The organism is Plantibacter sp. Mn2098 (genome assembly GCF_049319745.1).
Taxonomy (GTDB): Bacteria; Actinomycetota; Actinomycetes; order Actinomycetales; family Microbacteriaceae; genus Plantibacter.
Genome location: NZ_JBMOUH010000002.1, coordinates 398389 through 423143, shown reverse-complemented (window position 1 = coordinate 423143; position 24755 = coordinate 398389). Strand labels below are relative to the sequence as shown.

Sequence of the window (24755 nt, the reverse complement as noted above, 5' to 3'; positions counted from 1 at the left end):
GGCCGGAACACAATGGGCGGATGCGAACCTCCAGCGCACGCCGATAGGGTGGCCCCGTGAACGACGTCGACACCTCAGCCTCATCCGCCGCCGCTGATCCCGAAGCGAGGACGACCATCCCTTGGTCGGTGGGGTCGTGGACGACTCCCCCGGTTTCAGCCGTCGAGGAGGAGACCGCCGATGGCGTGGACCTCCTCGTGACCGCCGTGGAGGGCAGCGATGCCTGGCGGCACACCTCCTACGGTTTTGTCCACGACACGGAGCACGCGCTGCTCACGCCGTTCGCGACGGGCACGGCCTGCGAGGTGTCGTTCACGGCGGCCTTCGACGCCCAGTTCGATCAGGCCGGGGTGTTCCTCCGAGCTGATGACGAGCACTGGATCAAGGCCGGAGTGGAGTTCGCCGATGGGCTGCCGCAGCTGGGCGCGGTCGTGACGGATGTCCGCTCCGACTGGTCCGTCGGGCCGGTCCCGGCGTGGGCCGGGCGTGTTGTGACCGTGCGGGCAAGCCGGTCCGGTGACGCCGTGACGATCCGTGCGCGAGTCGACGACGAGCCCTGGCAGCTCGTGCGGGTCGCTCCGTTCACGGCTGACGCGCTGGTCGCCATCGGCCCGTTCTGTTGCGCTCCGACCCGTTCCGGACTGACGGTCCGCTTCCACTCCTGGACCCAGTCCTCCGCCGATTCCGCCCTCCACTAGCCCGCGAACTGTCACTCGTGGCTGCTCTGACGCCCTGAAACCCACCACAACTGATAGCTCGCGAGCTGTCAGTTGTGGCTGTTCTCGGGCGCTGGAACCAGCCACGACTGACCACTCGCGGACGAAGTGCGGCATGATGGCGGGATGGCAGAGGGGGATGGCGTGACGGGATTCTTTGAGGCGGTGACGACCGTGTTCGAGGTCGTCGGGGTCGGCGCGATGGTCGTCGGATTCCTCGTCGCGATCGGTGTCTCGATCCGCGTCTGGATCCGTTCGAAAGACGGAGGCCACGCGTTCAAGACCCTCCGCGAGACGATCGGCGGCGTCATCCTGCTCGGCCTGGAGATTCTCGTCGCCGCTGACCTCGTCAAGACCGTCACCTCCACGCCATCACTCACCGATGCGGCGGTCCTCGCGCTCATCGTCCTCATCCGGACGGTGTTGAGCTTCTCGCTGCAGGTCGAGATCGATGGCGTCGCCCCCTGGAAGCGAGCGTTCGTCACCGGACCACAGGTGCTCACGAAGGCCGTCGCCAGAGGCAACGCGGGACCCGCCGACTAGCCCGCCCGATCAGCCCGCGAACTGTCACTTGTGGCGGCTATCAGCACGCCAGACCGGCCACGACCGACAGCTCGCGAGCTGACGGTTGTGGCTGGCAACCGGAGCGTCAGACCAGCCACGACTGACAGTTCGCGGGCCGGCAGGGCGGCTACCAGGTGGCCCGGATGAGGGCGGGGAGCTCTCGCATGTCGTGGAAGACGTGCGTGTTGGGGCCGACGAGGCGCGCTTCGGGGATGACGCCGCCGGCGTAGGCGTAGACGCGCATACCGGCAGCACGGGCAGCAGCGACGCCGACCGGGCTGTCCTCGATGACGATGCAGCGGGACGGATCGATGCCGAACGTCGCGGCCGCGTGCAGGAACAGGTCCGGCGCAGGCTTGCCGGTCGCGACGTCGCTCGCGCTGAAGATGCTGCCGTCGAAGTGCTCGTGCAGCCCCGTGTGTTCGAGGTTCCGCTTGATGTCCGGGTGCGCACTGTTGGACGCGACGCAGATGGGCGATCCGGCCTCGAGGATCTCGGTTATCGCCTCGCCGACACCGTCGACGGCCTCCAGATCGGCAGCGCACGCATCGCGGAACGCCTGGCCCCAACGGTCGAGCCAGGTGGGGTCGAGCGTGCGCCCGAGGTTCTCCTCGACGAGCTTGATGTACGTCTCGTACGATGCGCCGACGAGGTGCTCGTGGATATCCGCCTCGGTGAGGGTGCTCCCGGCCTCGGTCAGCAGCTTGAGGTTGACGCGGACGGAGATCCGTTCCGTGTCGACGAGGGTCCCGTCGCAGTCGAAGATCACCAGGTCGGGGTAGTCAGCCATACCGACGAGCCTAGGCGACGCCCGCGACACCGGCACCCGTCGCCTGTTGTGAACACTCGGGCTGGCCGAGTCCACGCAGAGGAAAATTGATAACAACTCTTTGTTATCATTGATTCATGACTGAGCAGCCGAGCCCGCGCGACCGCATCGTCGAAGCCGCCTCCGAACTCCTCTCCGCAGGAGGACGGGACGCCGTCTCCACCCGCGCTGTCAGCGCCGCCGCCGGGGTGCAGCCGCCGACGATCTACCGGCTCTTCGGCGACATGAGCGGACTGCTCGATGCGGTCACCAGCCACGGATTCGCCGCCTACCTGCACACCAAACGCAACCGCACGCTCCTTCCGGACCCGGTCGACGATCTGCGGGCCGGCTGGGATCTCCACGTCGCGTTCGGCGTCGCGAACCCGGCGCTCTACTCGCTGATGTACGGCCAGCCGGAGGCGGGAGCTGAGCCCACCGCAGCGCGTGAGGCGGAGGCCGTCCTGCGCAGCCTGATCGAGCGGGTCGCCGTCGCCGGACGCCTCCTGGTCGACGTCGATCGCGCCGTCCAGATGGTGCACGCGGCCAGCTCTGGCGTTGCGCTCACCCTCATCGCGACGCTGCCTGAGCGGCGTGACCCGCTCCTCTCCGAGACGATGCGCGAGGCCGTCCTGACCGCGATCACGACCCCGGCCGATGCTGCGGGCACGTCGACCGGATCGGCGGACGGTTCCAGCGTCATCGCTAGACACGCGGTGTCGCTCGCCGCGGCGATCGCCGACGACCGACGCAACAGCGCCCTCCCGGCCGACGAGGCGGACGCGGCCGAAACGACATCCCCGGGCGAGACCGGCGTCCTGACCGATGCGGAGACGGCCCTCCTCACCGAGTGGCTCGGCAAGCTCGCCAACGCCGCCGGCTGAGCACCACCGGGAGCGTCGACGCACGGCGCAGGCGGCCAGCGAGTCGGCCGCCGGCCGCTCAGCGGTTCAGCGCGCTGGCGGCCGTGCGCCGCAGATCTGGCCAGGCCCGGCCTGCCTGCCCCGGCCTGCCTGCCCGCCCCAGCTCAACGATTCCGCCGCGACTCCCGCACCCGTCGAACGATCAAGATCACGGCCCCCGCGATGACCACCACCACGGCGACGCCACCCGCCACCAGCAGCCCCGTCTGCACACCGGTCGACGAGAGCTGACCGGTGTGTGAGCCGACAGTCGCAGCATCGGTCGGCGTCACGGTCGGCGACGGGCTCGGCGTCGGTGCGACCACGGCCACGAGCACGAAGTCCGGCACCGTCACCGCAGCACCCGACCCGTCGATGGTGATCTGCTGGGTGAGCGGGCCACCGGCCGTGTATCCGTCCGGCACCGTCAGCGTCGCCGTGTACGTGCCCTCCGGGAGCGAGCCGATGGCGTATCCGCCGTCGGGCCCCGTCGTCAGCGTCGTCGGTCCACCCGGTCCGTCGATCACGACGGTCGCGTCGGGCACCGGATCGGTCCCCGCCACCACCCCGCCTCCGAGGCTGCCGAGCAGCACGGCGTCGAGGGTGAAGTCGACGCCCGTCACGTCGCTCTCAGCGACCGTGCGGTCGAGCGTTCCCGGGCCGACGAGTTCGAACCCGTCCGGCGTCGTGACGGTCACGCTGTAGTCGCCGGCGTCGAGGAGCGGGAACGTGTAGCTGCCATCTGATGCCGTCAGGGTGCTGAGGTCGCCGTCCGGTCCGTGGGCCGTGACCGTCACTCCGCCGAGGCCGGTGCCACCGGCCGTGACCGTTCCGGAAAGCGACGGATTCGGTACGAGCTCGAAGTCCTCACCCGTGATCGGCGTCGTGGAGCCGGCCGGGATGGTGAACGACAGACTCGGCGTGGACGTCGAGTATCCGGGCGGCGGAGTGACGACGACCGTGCGATCGCCCACGTCGACCGTGTCGAAGAAGTAGTTCCCGGAAGAGTCGGTCATCGTGACCTGCGGCGGGGCGCCATCGAGTCCGGGGATCGTGACCGTCACCCCGGCGAGCGGACCTCCTCCGGCAGCGGTGACCGTGCCGGAGACGGGCACCGGCACGATGTCGCGGACCACGAAGTCGGCGGTTCCGTCCGCATCCGTCAGGTCGACGGGCTTGCCGGTTCCGCCGACCGCGATCGTCCCGATGGGCGCCACGACCTCGACACGATACCCGTCCGTCGCGATGTACCCGGTGAACGAATAGGTGCCGTCCGCGCCGGAGGCCGTGGTGCCGACGATCGTGCCGTTGCGGTCGATGAGACGCAGCTGGGCGCCGTCGACCGGGACCGTCGGCTGCCCATCCGACTCGTTCGTGACCGTGCCGGCGATGTCGCGGGCGAGGCTCGCGAACCAGGTCTGGTAGACGGGGAAACCGGACCGACGCGTGTACACGAAGGTGAGCGTGGAAACCGGTGCGGACGGTTCGAACCACGCCGATGCGCCGTTCGTGTCCGCAGCGGCCGGATTGCCCGTGAGCGTCTGCGTCGCAGGATCCCAGCTGGGGACGTCCGCCGCATCGCCCGTGCACGACGGCTTCCCGACGACGCCGGGCGCGCAGTAATTGAAGGAGCTGCGGTACCCCAGCTGTGCGACAGTGAGCGGCACGCCGTCCGGCCCGGTCGCGCGGACCTGCACCTTGTCCGCATCGATGTCGCCCAGCACGAACGTCCACCCGGATGGCGGCGCCGGCGTCTGGAAGGTGTACGTCGTGGTCGACGGCGCAACCGCGGTGTCGGCCTTCGGACGCAGATTGAGGTACGGCTTGTTCTTGCTCGACCCGTACTTCGCCCCGACCGGCGTGCCCTCCGACAGCCAGGTGGTGCTCCCCGAGATGACACCGACGCTGCCGGCGCGGGAATCCGTCGCGAGCGTCGCGGTCAACGCGGGCTTGCCGGCGAGCGTCACCGACCCGGTGAACGCGTTGGCGGTTCCGACGAGGTCGGTCCAGGAACTCCACGACCCCGTGGTGGCGGCCGTGGCAGGAATCGCACCGGCGAACGCGGTGGTGACTGCGGCGAGCAAGGCGATGACGATGAGTGCGAAGCGGCGTCTCATCGCCTCAGGCTATGTCATGGAATCGGTGCCGTAAATGCTCACGACGGAATGGGATCGATCCGAGACCGATGCACTGCCTGGGCGATGGCTAGGCTGGGAACAGCGACGCCGCCACCCGATCGAAGGACCTGCATGACGACGAAACCGCCCCGCATCGGCTTTGGCTGGACACTGCTCCGGAGCGCTTGGGTGATCCCGAGCATCGCCGGCGCCGGCATTCTCACCTGGGCCGGGTTCCTGTTCATCGGGATCAAGGAGCGGCGAGCTCGCTGGTTGATCTCGGCCGCCGCCTGGCTGGCGTGGGCCATCCTGTTGTACAACCTGATGCGTTCGCTGCCCGACCTCCCCTATGGAGCACCGATCTTCTTCGCCTGGGTCGGCGGCATCGTCCACTCGCTCATTGCGAACCGGGAGTGGCTGCGACGCGTCACACCACGGTCCGCTCGCGAGATCGCGGCCGGGCAGACCGCGCTCTATCCGCCGCCGCCCGTGCTCCGCGAACAGGAGGCGCGCATCGACCTCAACACGGCGTCGTCCGCAGAGTTCCAGGCGAGGCTCGGCGTCGATCAGGCGTGGGGCGACTACCTCGTCGCGTTGCGTGCGCAGCGTGGCGGATTCATCTCCGTCGACGAACTCCTGACGGCGGCGCAGCTCCCGCCCGAGGCGTTCCTGAAGGGGCAGGACGCGTTCGTCGTCGGGCCAAGGCTCGAACCGCAGCGCCCGCCCCTGCAGTAGTCGGCGGCGACCTGGCGGCATCCCGCAACTGGTGGGAGCCGGCCACAGCTGGCCGGAAGGACGAGGTGACCTGGCGAAACATCGTCCTCTGGTGCCACCGAGGATCACTCGCCCGGGCGATTCGTTGCGCATCCAGATCGAGGAGGCTGGAAGCACATCAACGATCTCCGTACACACGGAGGAAGGAACACATCATGTCCGCCCTGAACACTCCCGAGACCTCCTCCACCTCGACCGTCGCAGCAGGAGTCACCGACTCTGCCAACGGTGCAACCCAGCCGGGTGCCGCACCGACCGGCAGCACCGTCGGCGTCCTGGAGCGCGTGGAAGGGGCAGAGACCACGTCGCCGGCCGATGGCTTCACCACCGCGCAGCAGACCGGCCAGCCCACACAGTCGATCCCGTCCGCGCAGTTCCAGCCGGTGCAGCCGTTCCAGCCGGTGCAGCCGGTGCAGTCGTCTGCTCAGCAGGCCCACCCTGCCGGGACCGGCCGTTCGCCCCTGTCCGACCGTGACAACACGACCCAGACGCTCGGCATCATCGCGTTCGTCCTGGCGATGGCCGCGATCGTGACCCCGTCGTTCGTCCTGCTGCCGATCGCAGCGCTTGTGCTCGGCATCATCGCGCTCGTGCGCAAGCCGCGTTCGAAGGCATTCGCCCTCACCGGCGTTATCGTCTCCGGTGTGATGCTGGCCGGTTCGATCCTCGTCGCTCTCGGTGCCGCGTTCTTCTTCGGCATCGCATCGCTCGCAGGCAGCGCCTTCTAGCCTCCGCCTCAGCCCGCGAACTGTCACTCGTGGCTGTTCCCAGGCGCTGAAAGCAGCCACTACTGACAGCTCGCGAGCTGTCGGTAGTGGCTGTTCTCGTTGCGGCAGAGCAGCCACGAGTGACAGTTCGCGGGCTGGTTCGGGTGGGCGAGGCGGGCTAGGGCAGGGCGGGCTAGCGCGGGGCGGTGACGGGGAGGATGACCGTGAAGGTCGTGCCGGCGGGCGAGGACGCGACATCGAGCTGCCCGTGATGCGCCTCCACGATGGACAACGCGATGGCCAGCCCGAGGCCGGTGCTGCCGGCCGCACGCGAACGGGACGCGTCCCCACGAGCGAATCGCGAGAACAGATCAGGCAACAGTTCCTCGGGGATGCCTGGACCATCATCCGCGATCGTGAGCCGGACCGTCCCGTCGCCGAGGGACCGCAACCGTGCCGTCACCGTGCTCTCCGGCGGGGTGTGCACCGACGCGTTGGACAGCAGGTTCACCACGAGCTGATGCAGCCGCTCACGGTCCGCCTGCACAACGAGCGCCGAATCCGGCACCTGGGCGATCCACCGATGCGACGGAGCCGCCGCCCGCGAATCGCTCACCGCAGTGGCCACCAGATCGCTCAGATCGACCTCGTCGAGGTGCAGGTCCTGTCCCTCGTCGAGACGCGCGAGCAAGAGCAACTCGCTCACGAGCGAACTCATCCTGGTGGCCTCCGATTCGATGCGCGCGAGCGCGTGCTCGGTCAGCGCGGGCAGTTCATCGCTGTCCTGCCGGGTGAGTTCCGCGTAGCCGCGGATCGCCGCGAGCGGCGTGCGGAGCTCATGGCTCGCATCGGTCACGAAGCGGCGCATGCGTTTGTCCGTCGCCGCCCGGACTGCGAGCGCATTGTCGACGTGGTCGAGCATCCGATTGAGCGACTCCCCCACCTTGCCGACCTCGGTCCTGGGGTCGCGATCGGTGCCGTGCAGGCGCATCGCGATGGTGGCGTCACCCGATTCGAGCGGCAGCGTCGAGACGGCGACCGCCGTTGCAGCCACGCGATCGAGCGGACGCAGCGCAATGCGGACGGCGAGGATGACACCGCCGATCGTGAGCGCGAGAGCGAAGGCGGAGATGGCCGCGATGACGATGGTCTCCTGCAGCACCGCCGCCTGGGCAGGTGCCAGCGAAACGCCGGCGACGAGCACTTCACCGTCGCCGTTCGACTGCAGGGCGAGTCGGTACCCGCCGAGGCCGGACAACTGGACGGTCTGCCGCGGGTCCGGCGAGGTCGCCGCCTCAGCGATCTGCGCGACGACCCGCGGGGACAGTGCCGTCGCATCCGCGTCCGAGAAGAGCGCGGAGTCGAGGACGTCGCCGTCCTGCACAAGCGCGATGATCGTGCCGCGGCCGTGTCCGACGAACTCGGTCAGGTTCTTCGTGAACCCTTTCCGGATGTCGTTCTGCGTGGGCTTCTGGGTCGGGTTCTGGGTCGGGTTCTGCGTGGGATTCTGCGTCGGGCTCTGGGTCGGACCGGTGCTCGGCGACGCGATGGACGGGTCGGTGCTCGTGCGCGCGCTGCCGCGGGACTTCGCAACCGAGTGTTCGAGCGCAGACAACGAGCCGGCAAGCTGTCGGTCGACGACCGTCGTCACCGACGCGTTCAACGTCACGATGCTGATGACACCGACCGCGATGAGGACAACCGCGACGACCGCACCGATGCCGACGACCAGCCGCCGCCGCAACGACCACGGCACAGGCGGACGCGAGGTGCCGATGCCACCCGTCACCGGGGAGGCGTTGGCAGTCTCCGGAGCACCCGGATCGCTGCTCACTCCGTCGCCCTGAGCACGTATCCGACGCCGCGGACAGTGTGGATCATCGGGGTGCGGTCTGCGTCGATCTTCTTGCGCAGGTACGACACGTAGAGATCGACGATGCTCGCCTTGCCCGCGAAGTCGTAGTTCCACACCCGGTCGAGGATCTGCGCACGACTGAGCACGCGGCGCGGGTTGCGCATGAAGTAGCGGAGGAGCTCGAACTCGGTCGTGGTGAGGGCGATCGGGGTGCCGTCGCGGCTGACCTCGTAGCTCGTCTCATCGAGGAACAGGCCGCCGACGGTGAGATGCGAGTCCTCTTCAGAGACTGTGTGCGCCGCCCTGCGGAGGAGGCCGCGGAGGCGGGCGACGAGTTCTTCGAGGCTGAACGGTTTGGTCATGTAATCGTCGCCGCCGGCGGTCAGGCCGATGATCCGGTCGTCGACGGAGTCGCGCGCGGTCAGGAAGAGCGTGGGAGTGGTGTGACCGTACTGGCGGAGCTGACGGAGCACGTCGAGGCCGTCGATGTCGGGCAGCATGATGTCGAGGACGACGACGTCGGGCCGTTCCGCGCGGTAGTGGGCGAGGGCGTCGCGACCCGTGCGCGCCACATCGATCACCCATCCCTCGTACCCGAGGGCGAGCGTGACGAGGTCGGTGAGGACCGTCTCGTCGTCGACGAGGAGGACGCGGATGGGAGACCCGTCCGGACGGTACATCCGGGGCAGTTTTGCGAGGACCGCGCGGCGTCGCCCGGTGTCCACGGCGGGATCTGGGGACGAAGACATGCTTCATTATCGGCAGTGATCAGGACTGAAGACGACCCGGCTCGGCGATTCATAGGAGCCTCAAATGTTTACTGGCCGCATCCATCGGGTCCGCGCCTACCGTGGCCGTCATGTCCCTCCAACGGTCAGCCCGCCTCCCCGTTCCCGGTCTCGACGTGCTCTCGTCGGCATCGAGTGTCCGCGAACGGATGGATGCACCGCTGCGTGCGCCGAGGCTGCTGACGCCCCGGTTGCTGCTGCGGCCGCACCGACTGGGCGATGCGGCGACCTGGTACGGGATCCAGTCGAATCCATCGGTGGTCGAGTATCTGCCGTGGCCGTTGCGGAATCGGGCGCAGTCCTTCGAGCACCTCCTGCACCGGACGAGGCACACACGGCTGCTGCGGGCCGACGATTTCCTGGCGTTGGCCGTCGTGCGCGATGGGCGGCTCATCGGCGATGTCTCGTTGCATCTGCGGGACGTCGGCGCGGATGACCGGTCGGCGGAGATCGGCTGGGTGTTCGATCCGGCGTGCAGCGGGCGTGGGTATGCGACGGAGGCGGCGGTGGCGATGCTGGGGCTCGCGTTCGGCGGTGGTTCCGGTCTCGGCGCCCGCGTCATGACAGCTGTTGTGCATCCCGACAACGACCGGTCGCTGGCGTTGGCTGCGCGGTTGGGTTTCGAGCAGGGCCCGTCCAACGACGACGGCCATGTGGTCCTGGCCCTCTCGGCTGCCGCGTTCGCGGCACAGGAGCGTGCGGGGCGGTTCGCGATGCTGCCGCGCCGCTGACGCCGCAGTGTCCGTTCGCAATTCAGGAGCGCCCTCGGCGTGTCGCCCTCAGACCGCCGTTTTGCCGCGACACGCCGGGGGCGTTCCTGAGTTGTGAACAGGCTCACGGACGGCGCACCAGAGATCGGTGGGTCGGCGGCCTCGTCTACTCGGCGTGAAGACGCGGGGTGGCGATTTCACCCGCCCACTCGACGATGCCACTCACCGCCTCGGTGAATGCCGGATCGTTCGGACGGTTGAGGAACGCGTGTTGGGTTCCGGGGATCAGGCGGTAGTCGAGGTCGACGCCCGCCGCTTCGAGTTCGTTGGCGAATGCCGCACTCGAGGCACGGATCGAGTCATGGTCGGCATCGATCATCAGCGTGCGCGGGAACGGCGGGAGCGGATGTCCGCCCGGGAAGGCGAACGGGTCCGACAGCGCATCGCTGCTGCCGGCGTAGTTGCGGCTCATGAGGTTGAGCATCGCGGGCGCGTGCGTGTACCGACGCCGACCGGTCGGCCGCACGAGGTCCGCGGGCGGCGCCGGGAACACCGCGTGGAACAGTCCGTAGATGAAGAAGACGCCTCGCAGCGGCTGGCTCGCATGGCCGGGCTGGGCGGGCAGTCCTGGCAGTCCTGGCAGTCCAGGCAGTCCAGCGGACTGCGCGAGGCGCGCGACGGTCGCTGCGGCCAAGCAAGCACCCGCGCTCGCACCGCCGAGCACCACACCGTCCGGCGATTCCGACTGGATCTGCTCGACGACGGCGAAGACATCGTCCAACGGAACCGGGTATCGGACCGTCGGTGCGCCACGCCGGATCGGCCATCGACTGCCGACGGGCGGCACTAGCCGGTAGTCGACCGTCACAACACGGAATCCTGCCGCGGCGAATGACCGTGCCACAGCATCGGACTCCGCCATGTCGAGGTTGCCGGCGAAGAAGCCGCCGCCGTGCAGCCAGACGATCGTCGGCGAGAGGGCCGATGGTGCAGCGCCCCCGGGCGGCGCGGTGGGCGCGTACCTGCGGATCGGGACCGGGCCGTGCGGGCCGGTGATCGAGTCGTCAATCGCATCCACAGGGTTCCGACGCATGCGCACACACTACGGCGGCGGACCGCCGTTCGCCCAGGAGCCGAGCCGCCATCGGCGTCCTTACGCTTGCGACAGCGGCACCTGCACGGTCATCCGCAACCGCGGACCGTACTGGTCGAGCTCCAGATCCGCCTCGACGGCAACCAGCCGACGATGGAACGCCGTCTCCGGCTCGCTCTCGCGGAATCCGCAGCTCCGATAGAAGGGCGCGTTCCACGGAACTTCAGCGTATGTGCGAAGCGTCAGTGCGTGATGTCCTCGACGCGCTGCCTCATCGATCGCAGCAGCGACCAGTGCACGACCATGACCTCGATGCCCGTGTTCGGGCAGAACCGCGAGCTGCTCCAGATGCGCAACGTCCTCGAGCTCGATCACGTGAGCGAAGCCGATCGCCGGACCGCCCTCCGTTTCGCATGCGATGAGGATGAACCCGGGCATGGACGCTCGCTCCTCGCCAGACGCTGCCGCGGGCCAGTTCGTCGCTGCAAAGCGGTCGATGAGGAGGGTGTCGGCGGAGGTCTCGATGCGTTCGAGGCCGGCACGATCGTCGAGGTCAGCTTCGCGGATGCAGGTCACCATCACTTCAGCCTACGAGGGCGCTCTCGTTGGCGCATCGCACTGGAGGAGGAGACTGCGGCCCGGACCCGCAGACCGGCTGCCAGCTGGCGACCGGCGCGTGCAGACGGTACAACGTCCTGTCACCCGACGTCCATCGACCGGGGTTACGCTCTCTTTCAGCATCGCCGAATCCGACGATCGACTCGCACCGATTGGACTCACGATGGCCGACGCCGCACCGACCGCAGCTCCCACGGGCACCATCGACGGATGGGCCCGCTCGACGTTCACCGCCGGTGGCATCACGCACGACCGGTTCGAGAAGGGGTCAGGCCCAGGCGTCGTCCTCATCCCCGAGATCCCGGGCATCAACCCGGAGGTGATCGGCCTGGCGGAACACCTCGTCGATCAGGGATTCACCGTCACCATGCCGTCGCCGTTCGGCACCCCGGGCAAGCCCGCGACCGTCGGGTACACGCTCGGGACGGTTGCGAGACTCTGCGTGTCGGCAGAGTTCAAAGCGTTCGCGACCGATGCCCGCCGGCCCTTCGCCGACTATCTGCGCGCGCTCGCGGTCGATCTCGCATCGCGCACCCCCGGCCACGGCGTCGGCGTGATCGGGATGTGCTTCACCGGCGGATTCGCGTTGGCGGCGGCGATGGACGATTCGGTGCTCGCAGCCGTGCTCAGCCAGCCGGCTGCGCCCTTCCCCATCAGCCGAGCGCGCCGGATGGACCCGACGATGTCAGCGGCTGAGTTCGATCGCGTCGCCGAGCGCGCCGCCGACGGATCCGTGTGCGCACTGGGGTTGCGGTTCAGCGAGGACGCGTCGGTCCCCCGCGAACGTTTCAAGACGATCGCGGATCGTCTCGGCGATGCGTTCGAAGTCATCGAGCTCGACTCCTCGCCCGGCAACGCGGGCGGTTTCGCGAAGGGCGCGCACTCGGTCATCACGGGCGAGGTCCGCGAGACGCCTGGGCATCCCGCGCTCGAGGCGCGTGAGCGGGTCGTCGCGTTCCTGAAGGAGCGGTTGGTCACGGCCTGAGTGACCGTGCACGCATATCTGCCCTGCAACAAAGCCTGAGTTCGACTGAACTGCTAAACCGTACGGTCGACCGATACGATTCAGAAGTGAACCCCGACCCACTCGCCCTCATCCTCCTCAGTGCTAGCCTCTGGCTGCTCGGGGCAATTATCGGCATCCTGATCCTGTTCCTCATCATCCGCGGGGCCGTTCTCTCGGCGCTCCGGAAGCACCATTCCGAAGTCGCGAGCACGGTGGCGCGCCAGAGCGCACAACGCAAACCGAACACCGCCGGGTTCTAGACTTCGGAGGGTCACGGGCTTAGCGTTGTCCGGACGGTGCTCCGTTTCCTGGGCGACGACCGTCGGCGATGCGAAAGGGTTCACAATGACGCATGATCGTCGGCAATCGCACCGAAGCTCCGGGCCAGCACGTCCATGACCGACACCGCTGACACCGCTCAATCCCCCACCCTCCAGACGTCGAAAGCCGGACGCAGCGCCTGGAAGTTCCTCCGCGATCTGCTCGTGATCGTGCTGATCGCCATCGTGGTCTCGTTCTTCATCAAGACGTTCCTCGTGCGCTCGTTCTACATCCCGTCGGCGTCGATGGAGAACACGCTGCAGATCAACGACCGCATCCTGGTCAATGAGTTGCAGCCGAAGGTGTTCGGGCTCGCGCACGGCGATGTGGTCGTGTTCACCGATCCGGGCGGCTGGTTGCCGGCGTCACCGCCGTCGCCTGACCAGAACAGCTTCGGACAGGCGGTGAACGGATTCCTGACGTTCATCGGACTCGGGACGGCCGACAGCGACGACCATCTGATCAAACGCGTCATCGGGCTGCCGGGCGATCACGTCGTGTGTTGCGGCGCATCCGGACAGATTGAAGTCAACGGCAAGCCGCTCGACGAGCCGTACATCATCCGGCCTGCGAACGGCGCCGCGGGTGCGGTCCCGTTCGACGTCACCGTACCGGCCGGCCAACTGTGGGTCATGGGCGACAACCGCTACAACTCGCAGGATTCATCACGGAACCAGAATCTCCCCGGGAAGGGATTCGTGCCGATCGACGATGTCGTCGGGCGCGCGTTCGTGATCACCTGGCCGGTGAACCGGTGGACGTGGTTGGGCGATTACCCGGACGTGTTCGCGGGGGTTGGGTAAGGAACGTGGCCACTTCGCAACAATGACAAACTTTGCCATGCGGATTACGATGTTCGTATGGCCACCATGAACATCTCACTTCCAGACGCGCTGAAACAGTTCGTCGAGTCGCAGGTCGGCGAGCACTACGGCAACAGCAGTGAGTTCATTCGCGACCTCATCCGTCGCGAACAGGCTCGTACGCAACTGCGAGCACTCGTGGTCGAGGGCATCTCATCCGGCGACGGCTCCGAGCTCGATCACGACTACTTCGACGGGCTTCGCGACCGGATTCGCAGTGCGAGTTCTACCAACGCTTGATGCATCACGTCAGAACGACGAGGCGCGCCGACGAAGACATCCTTGACGCCGTCGCGCACTATGTCGAAGAAGGGGCGGAGGACGCAGCTCTGCGCTTGGTGGACGCGTTAGAGAACGCGAAAGAACTCCTTGGTGCGCACCCATCGCTCGGGTCACCCCGACTGGCCATTGAAATCGGGATGCCCGATCTGCGCAGCCTCACCCTGCAACGATTCCCCTACGCCGTCCTGTATACCGAGAGCGCGGATGTCGTGCGCATCCTGCGGGTTCTTCACACACGTCGAGACATCCCCGTCGAACTCGCGGAGGAGTAAGAACGGCCACAAACAAGAACGGCCCCGTCCGAAGACGAGGCCGCTTTTGGTACTGTGCGCCCGAAGGGATTCGAACCCCCAACCTTCTGATCCGTAGTCAGATGCTCTATCCGTTGAGCTACGGGCGCATTGCCTCGCGGTTTCGATGTGAACATCAGCTCCGCAGGCCAGAGTAGAGCCTATCGCACGTTTCGCGATGGCGCCAATCGAGCGTGCGCGACGGGGTGTCGCGCGGGAAATCAGGGGTTTGTGGGGTGGGCGTTTCGTCAGGCTCAGGGACCGGGTGGGGTGGGCCCTTCGACAGGCTCAGGGACCGAGGCGGACGGAGTCAGGGGCGACGAGGGAACGCACCACACGGAAGCCGACGTCGTCGATCCGCAGACCGGGATAGCTGTTGCGCCGCACGGACGCACGCACACTCCAGTGCTCATCGAACCAGCCGCCGCCACGAAGCGAACGGTACGTGCCATAGCGATCGGGATCGGCGAGATCCCAGCACCACTCCCACACACTCCCGAGCATGTCGTACAGACCCCACCCGTTCGGCTCCTTGCCGCCCACCGGATGCAGCCGCTCGTCCGAGTTGTCACGGAACCAGGCGACCGCATCGATCGCCCCGTACCGCGGACCCGTCGAATCGGCCCGGCACGCCCGCTCCCACTCGGCCTCCGTCGGCAGTCGATACCCGTCGGACGCCACGAGCCACACCGCCGTGTCGCCGTATCGTTCGTACGCCGGCTGGAAGCCCGCCTGGATCGACAACGCGTTGCAGTACTCGATCGCATCCCACCACGACACCCCCTCGACCGGGAGCAGATCGCCCCGCCTCGCGGCCGGCCACTCCCCCGTCACCGCCGCGTACTCGATCTGCGTGACGGGAGTCGCCCCGATCTCGAACGGCGCGACCTCGACCGACCAACGTCGCCCCGTGCGTGCATCGTGCATCGCGACGCTGCCGGCCGGGATCGCGACGGCACGTGGGGCGATGGAGAGGGGCATGGATTGGACGGTACCCGCGATCCGCGCGGCCGATCGCTTTGTTACGAGGCAGCAGCACCCTTCGCCCGCAGATGGATGCGCTGCCCTTGCTTGCCGAACATGCTCAGGATCTCGACCGGCCCGGCACCGGCCGACCCGAACCAGTGCGGATTCCTCGTGTCGAACTCCGCCGCCTCACCAGCACCGAGCACGATGTCGTGCTCGGCGAGCACAACCCGCAACCGGCCGGAGAGGACGTAGATCCACTCGTAGCCGACGTGGGTGCGCAGGTCGACGGTTCGCTCCGTCGCCGGAATCGTGATCTTGAACGCCTGCGGTTCGCCCTGATGATGCGACAGCGGGGTGAGGATGCGCCCGTCGGCGCGCGTCGGCTTGAGCGGCACCCGCGGATCGGCGATCCGAGGCGGACTGACGATCTCCTCGAACGGCACGGCGAGCGCTGCGACGACCGGCAGCAGCAATTCCAGGCTGGGCTTCCGCTGGCCCGATTCGAGGCGGGACAACGTGCTCTTCGAGATCCCCGTCGCCGTCGACAGCTCCTCGAGCGTGATGTCCTTCTTCAACCGCGCCCGACGGAGCCTCGGGGCGATCTGCTCGAGTTCCGTCGCGATGCGCTGTGTGACGCTCATGCGCCCATCGAATCAGGCCGTCCCGATTCCGGCAACAGATTTCCCGGATTCGGCGACGGCGATGCCACGGTGAATGCACGACCGATCGCCGGACCAACGGCGGCCGGCGTGCAACATCTGAGGAGAGTTCCCGTGTCACACCCCATGTCGCAGCCCGGCCGGCCGAATCCTGCAACCCCGGCACCCCCGTCGAACACCATCGCAGCAGGGACTCCCGCTCCGCTCACGCCGCCGTCGATCCACCTGCGCGCGCTGGTGACCTGGGTCGCGATCTTCCCGCTCGTCACGCTCGGCTTCTTCGCCATCGCCCCGTTCGCGGAGGACTGGAATCCGGTGCTGCGCGCCTTCGTCCTGTCGATCGTCGTTGTGCCGGTCGCGGTCTACCTCGTCGTCCCGCAGCTGATGCGCGGGGTCGGTGTGCTGCGTCGGGCACGCGGGTAGGTGCACGTGAACCCTCGGGCGCACAGGAGGCCCATGGAGCCTCTGACACGTCGGAGAAGGGCTGCGATCAGGATGCGAGCTGCACCGGCACGTTCCGTCCGGAACCGATCGACGAGACATCCCGATCCACCGGGTTGATCTCCGCCCACACCGCATCCAGGGAGAGCCCGAGGACACCGGCGATCGCCGCGATCGTGGGGAAGGCGGGGGTCGCGACACGGCCGGTCTCGATCTTGCGGAGGGTCTCGGGAGAGACGCCGGCGTCGAGTGCGACGTCGAGCATCGACCGGTCGCCGCGCGCACGGCGCAGGAGGGCACCGAGACGTTCGCCGCGTTCGACGTCGGCGGGGGTGAGCGGCAGTCGGACCATGTCTCCGAGTGTACCTGCGGGATACTTTGACCGGTATAGTTATTGGTCGAGGCGATGCGGGACCCATCGGATCGCCGGCACACACGGCCAGCAGCGCCACCGGAGAGGCACCACATGATCGAGATCCTGACCCCCGCGGAACTGGGCCGGGCCCGCGAGACGGGCGCCCTCGTCGCGCACATCCTGCAGACGCTCAAGGGCCGCAGCGCCGTCGGCACGAACCTGCTCGACATCGACCGCTGGGCAAAGGCAATGATCCTCGACGCCGGCGCCGTGTCCTGCTACGTCGACTATGCACCGTCGTTCGGCAGCGGTCCCTTCGGTCACTACATCTGCACGGCCGTCAACGACGCCGTCCTCCACGGCCTCCCCCACGACTACGCCCTCGCCGACGGCGACCTCCTCACCCTCGACCTCGCCGTCTCCCTCAACGGGATCGCCGCCGACGCCGCCATCAGCTTCATCGTCGGCGAATCGCAGCCGACAGAGAGCGTCGCCATGATCGATGCGACCGAGCGCGCCCTCAGCGCAGGAATCGCCGCCGCTCGACCCGGCGCGCGCATCGGCGACATCTCCGCCGCGATCGGATCGGTGCTGAGCGCTGCCGGATACCCGATCAACGTCGAATTCGGCGGGCACGGCATCGGCTCCACCATGCACCAGGACCCACACGTGTCGAACACTGGTCGCCCGGGCCGTGGATACAAGCTGCGACCAGGCCTCCTGCTCGCCCTCGAACCGTGGGTGATGATCGACACCGATGAGCTGATCACCGATGCCGACGGCTGGACGCTACGCAGCGCGACCGGATGCCGGACGGCGCACAGCGAGCACACGATCGCGATCACGGAGGGCGGGGCGGAGATCCTGACGGTTGTGGGGTAAGGGCCCTTCGACAGGCTCAGGGACCGGGCGGGGTGGGGCTGGCCCTTCGACAAGCTCAGGGACCGCGAGCGAGACGGGGATAGGCTCGGACGGCCACCGAGTGAAAGGGTCCACGTGACCACCGCCCCACCCACCGGACCGACCCGCCTCGGCCCGCACCCCGCCGCCCGCAACGCCGCCCTCATCGGCATCGTGAGCGCCATCGCCGGCATCGCCATCGCCCTCGTGATCCAACCGTTCTACGGGCAGGATTTCAGCCTCGTCGTCATCGTCTCCGTGGTGCTGTTCGCGATCATCGCCGCCGCCATCACGATCGCCGTGAGCCGCGCCTACCGGCCGATCCTGGTCGACTTCAACGCCGGCATCTGTTCACTGGACGGCGAGACGGTCGCCCTCCGCGATGTCACGACCGCGTGGCGCAGACTCCAGCGCGACCCGCTGTCACTCAACTTCCTCAGCTTGAACGTCGCAACCGCGGACGGTCGGGCCGGCCGCCTGATCGTCACGGGCGTCCTGATGCGCGGCCTCCGCACCACGGATCTGCCGACGATCGAACGGTTCATCGAGGCGACGTCCATCGCCGATCCCGATGCCGCGACCATCGCTGCCGCGGCAGCCGAAGCGACCGCGCAGCCCACGTCATCGGACGGCCGTCGACGCCGCCGCAAGAAGCCGCGCCCGCCGCGCATCCCGATGGGCAAGCAAGCGATCATCGCGATGCTGCACAACGCCGCCGACGTGCTCGAGGACGACACGACGCCAGACCGCAGCTGAGCCTGCCGCCCGCCGCCGCGCAGGGTCGCGCCGCCGCCGCGCAGGGCCGCCCTGCCGCCGCACAGTGCCCGCCTGACAGAAGGAGAACCGCCCCGCAGAAGGCACGTTTCACGCGAAACGTCCTTCTGCGGGGCGGTTCTCCTTCTCTGGGGCGCGAGCTCAGCGACCCCGGAACTCAGCGACGCCGCAACCGCGCGTCCGCGAGCGCGGGGTCGTCCGCGTTGTAGTTGTCGGCCGGATTGACGTCGGTGCCTGGTGCGACGATCGCATCAATCGCGTCGAGCGTCTCGGCGGAGAGCACAACGCCGGCAGCGGTCAGCAGCCCGTCGAGCTGATCGTGCCGACGCGGCCCGATGATCGCCGACGTGATCGCGGGGTGCGCGAGGACGAAGCCGATCGCGAGCTGCGGCATCGTGAGGCCGGCATCCGCGGCGACGACGGTCAGCCGGTTGAGCGCATCGAGCTTCGCGGCACCCGTCGGCGTCGTCGTGTCGTACATCGACGGCCGGCTCGCCACCCGGTGCGCTCCGGTGATGTCGGCCCGGCCGGACAGCCATCCGCCGTTCAACGGGCTGTACGTCAGGACGCCCATGTTGTGACGCTGCGCGGTGGGGAGCACCGCAGCTTCCAGTTTGCGGGCGAAGATCGAGTACATCGGCTGCTCCGTGATGAACCGGCCGAGCCCGCGCTCCGTGGCGATCCACTGCGCTTCCACGATCCGCTCCGCCGGGAACGTGGAACTCCCGAACGCCCGGATCTTGCCCGAGCGCTGCAGATCGGTGAGCGTCGCGAGCGTTTCGCCCAGATCGGTCCCGTAGTCGAAGCGGTGCAGCTGGTACAGGTCGATGTAGTCGGTGCCGAGGCGGCGCAGGCTGCCCTCGACGGAGCTCGTGATCCACCGGCGCGATGCTCCGCGCTGGTTCGGATCCTCACCCATCGGCAGGCCGAACTTGGTGGCCAACACGATGTCGTCGCGGCGTCCGGCGATCGCTTTGCCGACGATGATCTCGGACTCGCCGGCGGAGTAGACGTCGGCCGTGTCGATGAAGTTGATGCCGGCATCGATCGCCTTGTGGATGATGCCGATCGAGTCGTTGTGGTCGGTGTTGCCCATCTGACCGAACATCATCGCGCCGAGAGCGAGTTCGCTCACCGAGATGCCGGTGCCTCCGAGGATTCTTCTGTTCATGCCTTCCAGCCAAGCGCCCGAGCCCTCCGTCGCATAGACCGATGCTGGCCGACCATTGCACGATCCTGCCAACCTTGCGAGAAACGGATACCGGGCAGTTGTGCCGCAGGCGCTCTCGCGGTTGGATCAGGAGACGAGCGGAGGACGGAGAAGACGATGCCGCGACCGGATGGGCGACACGGGTTGGCGGAGCTGCGCGAGCTCATACTGCGCCACGCCGACAACACCGCATACGACACTCCCGCATACACGACAGCGGTGGACGGGCTGTTGCTCGGCACCGCCGTGGAACCGATGGCTGCGCGCGCCGGCTTCACCGAACCATCCGTCGCGATCGTGGCACAGGGCACAAAACGCACGGTTCTGAACGGCACTCCCTACGACTACCGTGCCGGCCAGTTCCTCGTCGTGTCGATCGGACTGCCCGTCATCGGCGCCGTCATCGAAGCCAGCCTGGACGAACCGTTCGCCGTGTTCAGCCTGCGACTGCGTCCGTCCGTCATCGCATCGCTCCTCCTCGAGACGAGCCGACGCGATCCGACCCCGGCGTTCTCCGGGCTCGCGATCAGCGACGCGGAGCCCGACCTCATCGACGCAGCCGTGCGTCTTGTGCGCTTGCTCGATCATCCCGAGGACGTCTCTGTGCTGGCAGCCGCCTACGAGCGCGAACTGACCTGGCGACTCCTCACGGGAGCGCAGGGCGCGATCGTCAGGCAGATCGGCCTCGCCGACGGCAGCCTGAGCCAGATCTCTCGCACCATCCAGTGGATCCGGGCCCACTTCGCGCAGCCGGCGCGCATCGAGGACCTCGCGGCGATGGCCGGGATGAGCCCGTCGTCGTTCCACCGGCACTTCCGAGCGGCGACCTCGATGACGCCGCTGCAGTTCCAGAAGCAGATCCGCCTGCAGGAGGCCCGCGGGTTGCTGCTGGCAGGGCCCGCGGACATCGCCGAGGTGGGGCATCGCATCGGCTACGACAGCCCGTCGCAGTTCAGCCGTGAATACCGGCGGGCGTTCGGGGCGCCGCCCGGACGGGACGCGCTGCGATTGCGGGAGCACGCAGCCCCGTAGAAGCGCGCACCGGGCGCTTTCATGCACGAATGTCTTGACATGAGAATCGGGACTTGCTTCACTGATCGAATTCGAAGCGTACGACCGACTTCGGGCCGTGTGGACCAGGCGTCCTCGCGGTGTCAGAGCTGCAACGGAGCACGCTTCGGGGCCGGTTCGCTGCGCCATCACCATCGGGAGAACACCCATGACCATCAGCACCATCCACGATCGCGATGCCTCGGCGATGCCGCCGACCGACACGATCGACACCCCACGCCAGACCAGTCGCCTGAGTACCCGCCGCAGAAGGGTCCTGACCACCGCTGCAGCATTCGTCGGTGCGCTCGCCCTCGTGATGACCGCACCGCTCGCAGCACAGGCCGAGGTCCTCACGCTCCTGCCGCAGAATGCGAGCGGGCTCGAACAGACCTACTCCCCCGCGTACGACTACGACAACGACGGCTGCTACGCGACCGCGGCGATCGGCGCCGACGGGCGGCTCAACAGCGGACTCAAGCTCGGCGGCGCGGTCAATGGCAACTGCCACGATCCGCACCAGCTGCAGAACGCGAACACCTACTCGCGATCCAAGTGCAACAACGGCTGGTGCGCGATCATGTACGCGAGCTACTTCGAGAAGGACCAGTCCACGAACGGCGTCGGTGAGATCGCCGGCGGAACCAACGGGCACCGCCACGACTGGGAGCACGTCGTCGTCTGGGTGCAGAACAACCAGGTGCAGTACGTGTCCCGATCCGTCCACTCCGGGTGGCAGAAGGATCCGGCGTCGAGCGTCCGATTCGATGGCACGCACGCCAAGGTGGTCTATCACAAGGAGGGCGGATTCACGCACTACTTCCGCCTGGCCAACAACAACGACGAACCGGCCGAGAACTACACCGGCAACTGGTTCTTCCCACGCCTGGTCGGTTGGGACGGCTACCCGCCCGGATTCCGCGACTCGCTCATGAACGCGAACTTCGGGTCGGCGACCATCAAGATCAACGACCAGAACTTCAACAACTCCCTCAACAACGCCAAGCCGTCCGGGATCTCGTTCGACCCGTTCGCTTAAGCAGGATCCCTCCGGATCACCCCTCCGGTCCTCCGTTTTCAGGAAGAGGCACAGCTCGGCCGCGACACGCAGCCGTCGATGGCCCTCCTGAAAACGGAGGACGCACAGGCTCGCCGGCGGGCTAGGCAGGCGGCGCGACCCGGAAGACCTCGATGCCGAGGGCTGCGAGCGTCGCGAGGCCGACTCGACGCCGCCAGGACCGCCATCGACCAGGGGTGCCGACGGCGAGCGCGGCCGACTCGACCTGGAACTGCAGCTCGCTCCCGAGCAACCGCAACGCCTTCTCCGGTACACGCCCGGCGACGCCCGCGACCGTGACGACCACGCGGATCGCGTCGGGTGCGAGCTGCGATTCCCGATCGCGCACGGCATCGAGACCACGCGCGATGAGCGACTGGCCGACGGCGGCGCACACCGCGACCACCACGATCACCGCACGCTCCGCGACGGGTTCGCCTGGGGCGACGTCGGACGGGACCACACGGATCCCGAGTTCAAGCGCTCCCTTGCGCAACGTTTCGACGACGCCCTCGACATCGCCGGAGACGAGCATCAGCGGGGCGGCTGCGACGTCACCATCCGTCATGACCCGCTCCCCACGGGCGCTGCGACGACGCGCGCCAAGGTCTCGATCATCCGGTCGTACACCGCAGGAAGCGCCGGAGCGCCAGGGACCTGCTCGTTCGCCACCCACTCGTCGAACGCCAGCCGCAGCGCGTAAGTCGCAGCGCTCACGGTGATGCGCGCCTCCTGCAACCCGCCTTCGAGGTGCAGACGGTCGTTGATCATGCCGGCGAACGCGATGTTGCCGGCCTCCTCACCCTGCAACGATGCTGCGAGCATCCCGGGGTTCGCGATGAGCAGGCGCCGCGCGCGAACGAGCTGCCGCCTGGTCTCACCGGTCGAGTCGTCGAGTTGCACGGTGACCGCGCGGTAGACGGCGATCAGCTGTGGGAGGAGCGGTTCGTCATCGCGAACATCGGCGAGCAGGGCGTGGCTGGCCACCTCGAACGCGTCCTGACCGCTGAGTGCCGCGACTTCCTTCGATGGGAAGTAGCGGAAGAACGTCCTCGTGGAGATGCCGACGGCCGCGGCGATGTCGGCGACCGTCGTGTGGTCGACCCCGCGCTCCTCGAAGAGGTCGAGGGTCGTAGCGGTGATCGCCTGTGTGAGCTCGGCCCGCCGACGCTCACGCAGTCCGAGTGGGGCGTGCGCGAGGTCGTCGACGCCGTCCGGCGCCTCATCGACGTCTGCAGTCATCGAGCCCTCCTCGTCCGCACTCAGCATATCAACAGCTTGGTCCCATTGCGACATCTTGTCACACTGTGACACGATGTCGCACTGTAACGCTTTCAAGGAGACCAGCATCGACATGGCACACACGACCACCCCCACCCGACCCGGCACCCCAACCGCCGCCCCCACCGCCACCTATCCAGGCTCCGGCCGCGTCATCGGCGTCCTCCTGGTCACCGCCTTCGTGATGATCCTCAACGAGACGATCATGGGCGTCGCCCTCCCCCATCTCATGCGGGACTTCGACATCACGGCATCCGTCGCCCAATGGCTCGCGACCGGGTACATGCTCACCATGGCCGTCGTGATCCCTGCCACCGGCTACCTGCTGAACAGGTTCAGCATCCGGCCCATCGCGCTCACGGCGATCACGCTGTTCACGATCGGCACCCTCGTCGCCGCGCTCGCACCGGGCTTCGGCGTCCTGCTTCTCGCCCGCATCCTGCAGGCGGCCGGCACCGCAGTGATGATGCCGTTGCTCATGACGACGATCCTCAACGTCGTCCCGGCATCCCGCCGCGGACGCACGATGGGCACGATCTCGATCGTCATCGCCGTCGCCCCGGCAATCGGCCCCACCATCTCCGGCCTGATCCTCTCCTCGCTCAGCTGGCGCTGGATGTTCTGGTTCGTCCTGCCGATCGCCGTCGCAGCACTCATCCTCGCCGCATTCAATGTCCGCAATGTGACGACGCAGCGCCCCTCGACGCTCGACGTCCTGTCGCTCGTCCTCTCGGCCTTCGCCTTCGCCGGGCTCATCTTCGGACTGAGCAGCATCGGAGAGAGCCTGCAGGGGCACGCCCCGATGCCGATCTGGATCCCACTCACGGTCGGCGCCGTCTCGCTCGCGGCGTTCATCTGGCGCCAGCTCGTCCTGCAACGCAACAACACGGCCCTCCTCGACCTGCGCACGTTCGCGACGCCATCGTTCACCTTCGCCGTGATCCTCGTGTTCGTGAGCATGATGGCGCTCTTCGGCGCGCTGATCATCCTGCCGCTGTACCTGCAGAACGTCCTCCAGCTGAGCACCCTCTCGACGGGTCTGCTGATGCTGCCGGGCGGACTCGTGATGGCTGTGCTGTCGCCCGTCGTCGGCGCCCTCTCCGACCGGATCGGCGCCAAACGGCTGGTGATCCCGGGGACGGCGCTCATCGCGACCGCCTTGATCCTGTTCACCCTGACGCTCGGCGAGCACACCGCCGCACCGCTCATCGCCGTCCTGCTCGCGGTCCTCAACGCCGGCCTCGCGTTCACGTTGACCCCACTGCTGTCATCAGCGCTCGGCGGTCTCCGCCCGGAGCTCTACGCCCACGGCAGCGCGACCATCAGCACACTGCAGCAGGTTGCGGGTGCGACCGGGACCGCCCTGTTCATCACGCTCATGACGAGCACAACGACCAGCCGACTGACCGATGGCGCCTCCGCATTGGCAGCGGGGGCCGCCGGGGCGCACACCTCGTTCCTGTGGGGTGCGATGTTCGCCGTCGCGGCGGTGATCCTCGCCTGTTTCCTGCCACGGAAGAAGGCGGCACCGGCCACGGGAGGCGCGGGAACCACGTCCGGTGCGAACGGCACGAAGGACGAAGCCGACGCAGCCCCGACATCGATGCCCGTCCACTGACGCCGACCCCAACCGCACCACAACACA

The 24755-nt window shown here is 67.8% G+C and carries 29 protein-coding genes and 1 tRNA gene; 17 read left to right on the top strand and 13 right to left on the bottom strand.

Annotated elements, in window-relative coordinates:
- Nucleotides 1-56 precede the first annotated feature (56 nt).
- A complete protein-coding gene (locus ACL9RL_RS04745; protein WP_422779060.1) occupies nucleotides 57-698 on the top strand; it encodes a DUF1349 domain-containing protein in 642 nt (213 codons plus the stop codon).
- Nucleotides 699-842: 144 nt separating this feature from the next.
- Entirely contained in the window at nucleotides 843-1259 is a 417-nt protein-coding gene (locus ACL9RL_RS04740) for a DUF1622 domain-containing protein (protein ID WP_422779059.1), read from the top strand.
- A 148-nt stretch (nucleotides 1260-1407) separates the two neighbouring features.
- Here ACL9RL_RS04740 and ACL9RL_RS04735 read toward each other — a convergent pair whose 3' ends face one another.
- Nucleotides 1408-2070, bottom strand: coding sequence for an HAD family hydrolase (locus tag ACL9RL_RS04735; RefSeq protein ID WP_422779058.1), 663 nt, complete (start codon nucleotides 2068-2070; stop codon nucleotides 1408-1410).
- Nucleotides 2071-2186: 116 nt separating this feature from the next.
- On the opposite strand from ACL9RL_RS04735, the gene ACL9RL_RS04730 reads away from it, so the two are divergent.
- Nucleotides 2187-2972, top strand: a complete 786-nt coding sequence (locus ACL9RL_RS04730; RefSeq protein WP_422779057.1) for a TetR/AcrR family transcriptional regulator — start codon at nucleotides 2187-2189, stop codon at nucleotides 2970-2972.
- Between the two features lie 143 nt (nucleotides 2973-3115).
- Here ACL9RL_RS04730 and ACL9RL_RS04725 read toward each other — a convergent pair whose 3' ends face one another.
- Entirely contained in the window at nucleotides 3116-5107 is a 1992-nt protein-coding gene (locus ACL9RL_RS04725; protein ID WP_422779056.1) for an MSCRAMM family protein, read from the bottom strand.
- Nucleotides 5108-5239: 132 nt separating this feature from the next.
- Between ACL9RL_RS04725 and ACL9RL_RS04720 the strand changes: the two genes are divergently transcribed.
- On the top strand, nucleotides 5240-5842 hold the full coding sequence (locus ACL9RL_RS04720) for a helix-hairpin-helix domain-containing protein (RefSeq protein ID WP_422779055.1): 603 nt from the start codon (nucleotides 5240-5242) through the stop codon (nucleotides 5840-5842).
- A 194-nt stretch (nucleotides 5843-6036) separates the two neighbouring features.
- On the top strand, nucleotides 6037-6609 hold the full coding sequence (locus ACL9RL_RS04715) for a DUF4190 domain-containing protein (protein ID WP_422779054.1): 573 nt from the start codon (nucleotides 6037-6039) through the stop codon (nucleotides 6607-6609).
- Between the two features lie 172 nt (nucleotides 6610-6781).
- On the opposite strand, the gene ACL9RL_RS04710 is transcribed toward ACL9RL_RS04715, so the two are convergent.
- Together ACL9RL_RS04710 and ACL9RL_RS04705 are read right to left on the bottom strand one after the other, a co-directional pair.
- Nucleotides 6782-8422, bottom strand: coding sequence for an ATP-binding protein (locus ACL9RL_RS04710; RefSeq protein WP_422779053.1), 1641 nt, complete (start codon nucleotides 8420-8422; stop codon nucleotides 6782-6784).
- A complete protein-coding gene (locus ACL9RL_RS04705) occupies nucleotides 8419-9192 on the bottom strand; it encodes a response regulator transcription factor (RefSeq protein WP_422779052.1) in 774 nt (257 codons plus the stop codon). Before ACL9RL_RS04705 ends, ACL9RL_RS04710 begins: the two co-directional genes overlap by 4 nt.
- A 110-nt stretch (nucleotides 9193-9302) precedes the next feature.
- Between ACL9RL_RS04705 and ACL9RL_RS04700 the strand changes: the two genes are divergently transcribed.
- A complete protein-coding gene (locus tag ACL9RL_RS04700; protein ID WP_422779051.1) occupies nucleotides 9303-9962 on the top strand; it encodes a GNAT family N-acetyltransferase in 660 nt (219 codons plus the stop codon).
- Between the two features lie 145 nt (nucleotides 9963-10107).
- On the opposite strand, the gene ACL9RL_RS04695 is transcribed toward ACL9RL_RS04700, so the two are convergent.
- Both ACL9RL_RS04695 and ACL9RL_RS04690 read right to left on the bottom strand, forming a co-directional pair.
- Nucleotides 10108-11034, bottom strand: coding sequence for an alpha/beta hydrolase (locus ACL9RL_RS04695; protein ID WP_422779050.1), 927 nt, complete (start codon nucleotides 11032-11034; stop codon nucleotides 10108-10110).
- A gap of 60 nt (nucleotides 11035-11094) precedes the next feature.
- On the bottom strand, nucleotides 11095-11613 hold the full coding sequence (locus tag ACL9RL_RS04690; RefSeq protein WP_422779049.1) for a GNAT family N-acetyltransferase: 519 nt from the start codon (nucleotides 11611-11613) through the stop codon (nucleotides 11095-11097).
- 202 nt (nucleotides 11614-11815) lie between these two features.
- On the opposite strand from ACL9RL_RS04690, the gene ACL9RL_RS04685 reads away from it, so the two are divergent.
- From ACL9RL_RS04685 to ACL9RL_RS04665, 5 genes are all read left to right on the top strand, one after another.
- Nucleotides 11816-12637, top strand: coding sequence for a dienelactone hydrolase family protein (locus ACL9RL_RS04685; protein WP_422779048.1), 822 nt, complete (start codon nucleotides 11816-11818; stop codon nucleotides 12635-12637).
- Between the two features lie 86 nt (nucleotides 12638-12723).
- Complete coding sequence (locus ACL9RL_RS04680) at nucleotides 12724-12918, top strand: hypothetical protein (protein ID WP_422779047.1); 195 nt, start codon at nucleotides 12724-12726, stop codon at nucleotides 12916-12918.
- A gap of 135 nt (nucleotides 12919-13053) precedes the next feature.
- Nucleotides 13054-13782 (top strand): signal peptidase I, encoded by a 729-nt coding sequence (lepB, locus tag ACL9RL_RS04675; protein WP_422779046.1) that lies wholly within the window; start codon nucleotides 13054-13056, stop codon nucleotides 13780-13782.
- Between the two features lie 57 nt (nucleotides 13783-13839).
- A complete protein-coding gene (locus ACL9RL_RS04670) occupies nucleotides 13840-14082 on the top strand; it encodes a type II toxin-antitoxin system ParD family antitoxin (RefSeq protein WP_422779045.1) in 243 nt (80 codons plus the stop codon).
- Nucleotides 14082-14396, top strand: a complete 315-nt coding sequence (locus ACL9RL_RS04665; protein ID WP_422779044.1) for a type II toxin-antitoxin system RelE/ParE family toxin — start codon at nucleotides 14082-14084, stop codon at nucleotides 14394-14396. The genes ACL9RL_RS04670 and ACL9RL_RS04665 overlap by 1 nt, the downstream gene beginning before the upstream one ends.
- A gap of 55 nt (nucleotides 14397-14451) precedes the next feature.
- On the opposite strand, the gene ACL9RL_RS04660 is transcribed toward ACL9RL_RS04665, so the two are convergent.
- From ACL9RL_RS04660 to ACL9RL_RS04650, 3 genes are all read right to left on the bottom strand, one after another.
- Nucleotides 14452-14524 (bottom strand) — tRNA-Arg (locus tag ACL9RL_RS04660).
- A 178-nt stretch (nucleotides 14525-14702) separates the two neighbouring features.
- Nucleotides 14703-15395, bottom strand: a complete 693-nt coding sequence (locus ACL9RL_RS04655; protein WP_422779043.1) for a formylglycine-generating enzyme family protein — start codon at nucleotides 15393-15395, stop codon at nucleotides 14703-14705.
- Nucleotides 15396-15436: 41 nt separating this feature from the next.
- The gene (locus ACL9RL_RS04650; protein WP_422779042.1) at nucleotides 15437-16024 is read right to left on the bottom strand and encodes a helix-turn-helix domain-containing protein; all 588 of its coding nucleotides are present in this window, start codon (nucleotides 16022-16024) and stop codon (nucleotides 15437-15439) included.
- A 132-nt stretch (nucleotides 16025-16156) separates the two neighbouring features.
- Between ACL9RL_RS04650 and ACL9RL_RS04645 the strand changes: the two genes are divergently transcribed.
- The gene (locus tag ACL9RL_RS04645; RefSeq protein ID WP_422779041.1) at nucleotides 16157-16465 is read left to right on the top strand and encodes a hypothetical protein; all 309 of its coding nucleotides are present in this window, start codon (nucleotides 16157-16159) and stop codon (nucleotides 16463-16465) included.
- Between the two features lie 67 nt (nucleotides 16466-16532).
- On the opposite strand, the gene ACL9RL_RS04640 is transcribed toward ACL9RL_RS04645, so the two are convergent.
- Nucleotides 16533-16835: a helix-turn-helix domain-containing protein gene (locus ACL9RL_RS04640; RefSeq protein WP_422779040.1), complete on the bottom strand. Its 303-nt coding sequence runs from the start codon at nucleotides 16833-16835 to the stop codon at nucleotides 16533-16535.
- Nucleotides 16836-16949: 114 nt separating this feature from the next.
- On the opposite strand from ACL9RL_RS04640, the gene map reads away from it, so the two are divergent.
- Together map and ACL9RL_RS04630 are read left to right on the top strand one after the other, a co-directional pair.
- The gene (map, locus tag ACL9RL_RS04635) at nucleotides 16950-17720 is read left to right on the top strand and encodes a type I methionyl aminopeptidase (RefSeq protein ID WP_422779039.1); all 771 of its coding nucleotides are present in this window, start codon (nucleotides 16950-16952) and stop codon (nucleotides 17718-17720) included.
- 114 nt (nucleotides 17721-17834) lie between these two features.
- Nucleotides 17835-18494: a hypothetical protein gene (locus tag ACL9RL_RS04630; protein ID WP_422779038.1), complete on the top strand. Its 660-nt coding sequence runs from the start codon at nucleotides 17835-17837 to the stop codon at nucleotides 18492-18494.
- Nucleotides 18495-18669: 175 nt separating this feature from the next.
- Here the strand turns inward: ACL9RL_RS04630 and ACL9RL_RS04625 are convergent, their stop codons facing one another.
- Nucleotides 18670-19683, bottom strand: coding sequence for an aldo/keto reductase (locus tag ACL9RL_RS04625; protein WP_422779037.1), 1014 nt, complete (start codon nucleotides 19681-19683; stop codon nucleotides 18670-18672).
- 156 nt (nucleotides 19684-19839) lie between these two features.
- On the opposite strand from ACL9RL_RS04625, the gene ACL9RL_RS04620 reads away from it, so the two are divergent.
- Both ACL9RL_RS04620 and ACL9RL_RS04615 read left to right on the top strand, forming a co-directional pair.
- Entirely contained in the window at nucleotides 19840-20754 is a 915-nt protein-coding gene (locus ACL9RL_RS04620; RefSeq protein WP_422779036.1) for an AraC family transcriptional regulator N-terminal domain-containing protein, read from the top strand.
- 187 nt (nucleotides 20755-20941) lie between these two features.
- Nucleotides 20942-21811, top strand: coding sequence for an NPP1 family protein (locus tag ACL9RL_RS04615; RefSeq protein WP_422779035.1), 870 nt, complete (start codon nucleotides 20942-20944; stop codon nucleotides 21809-21811).
- A 121-nt stretch (nucleotides 21812-21932) separates the two neighbouring features.
- On the opposite strand, the gene ACL9RL_RS04610 is transcribed toward ACL9RL_RS04615, so the two are convergent.
- Together ACL9RL_RS04610 and ACL9RL_RS04605 are read right to left on the bottom strand one after the other, a co-directional pair.
- Nucleotides 21933-22397, bottom strand: coding sequence for a hypothetical protein (locus tag ACL9RL_RS04610; RefSeq protein WP_422779034.1), 465 nt, complete (start codon nucleotides 22395-22397; stop codon nucleotides 21933-21935).
- Nucleotides 22394-23071 carry a TetR family transcriptional regulator gene (locus ACL9RL_RS04605; protein WP_422779033.1) on the bottom strand — a complete coding sequence of 226 codons (678 nt, stop codon included), beginning with the start codon at nucleotides 23069-23071 and terminating at the stop codon, nucleotides 22394-22396. The genes ACL9RL_RS04610 and ACL9RL_RS04605 overlap by 4 nt, the downstream gene beginning before the upstream one ends.
- 112 nt (nucleotides 23072-23183) lie before the next feature.
- Here ACL9RL_RS04605 and ACL9RL_RS04600 point away from each other — a divergent pair, with 112 nt between their 5' ends.
- Nucleotides 23184-24728 (top strand): MDR family MFS transporter, encoded by a 1545-nt coding sequence (locus tag ACL9RL_RS04600; protein ID WP_422779032.1) that lies wholly within the window; start codon nucleotides 23184-23186, stop codon nucleotides 24726-24728.
- The last annotated feature ends 27 nt before the right edge of the window (nucleotides 24729-24755 follow it).